At 27.2% G+C, this 721-nt stretch carries 1 protein-coding gene; it reads left to right on the top strand.

Annotation, left to right across the window (positions count from 1 at the left end):
- Nucleotides 1-505 (top strand): hypothetical protein (locus AJN60_RS00450; RefSeq protein ID WP_070285664.1); only part of this gene is annotated, 505 nt, incomplete at its 5' end.
- Nucleotides 506-721: the final 216 nt, after the last annotated feature.

Genomic DNA, 721 nt, shown 5'->3' with positions numbered 1-721 from the left:
TTCTTATAAACATTCAGGAGAATACCATCTTACTATGTGGTTTGATTCTGATAATAATAAATATGAAACTTTCTATGTTGAAGACCAAGGAAGTATTAGACTTAGTTATTCTTTTGATAATGAAAAAGAAGCAATTGATAAAATGCTACAAGAAAATTATCGGCATAAATGCTACAATAGGAAAGATATTAAAGAAAATATCACAAAAGAAGCAACATTAAGAATTATTAAAGAAGAAAAGTTAGAAGTGATTTGGTATGATGAAGCACTTAAACCTTTATGTTCAGGTATTAAACATGATAAACAAAGAGATAAATATATATCTTTTATCACTAATGCTAAAGCAAAAATTATAGAATACAGAAGTATTGAGTTTGATGGGGAAGTTGTTGTATTTTTAGAAAAATACAATTACACTTCTACCTATAATGATGAATTTCTAGCCCTTTATGCTCTTATCAATCGTGCTAGAATGATTAAACAAAATAGAATTAGCTTTGTGTAAATGTTTCAAGGTTAGGTTTTATCAAACAAATACCATAATAAAGGATAGAAAATGACAAGAGAACAAGCAGAATTAATTATAAAAGAAGAAAAGTTAATCTATGTAACTTGGCGTGATTATGATTATACAGCAGGAGAATATCATTTTACAATTTGGTTTAATCCTAATAATAATAAATACGAAGCTGTTTATATTGGAGAAAGGGGCGGTGTTGAA

Origin of the sequence: Campylobacter sp. BCW_4323 (genome assembly GCF_001763115.1) — a bacterium.
Classification (GTDB): Bacteria; Campylobacterota; Campylobacteria; order Campylobacterales; family Campylobacteraceae; genus Campylobacter_D; species Campylobacter_D jejuni.
This window is presented reverse-complemented; position numbering and strand designations above follow the sequence as displayed.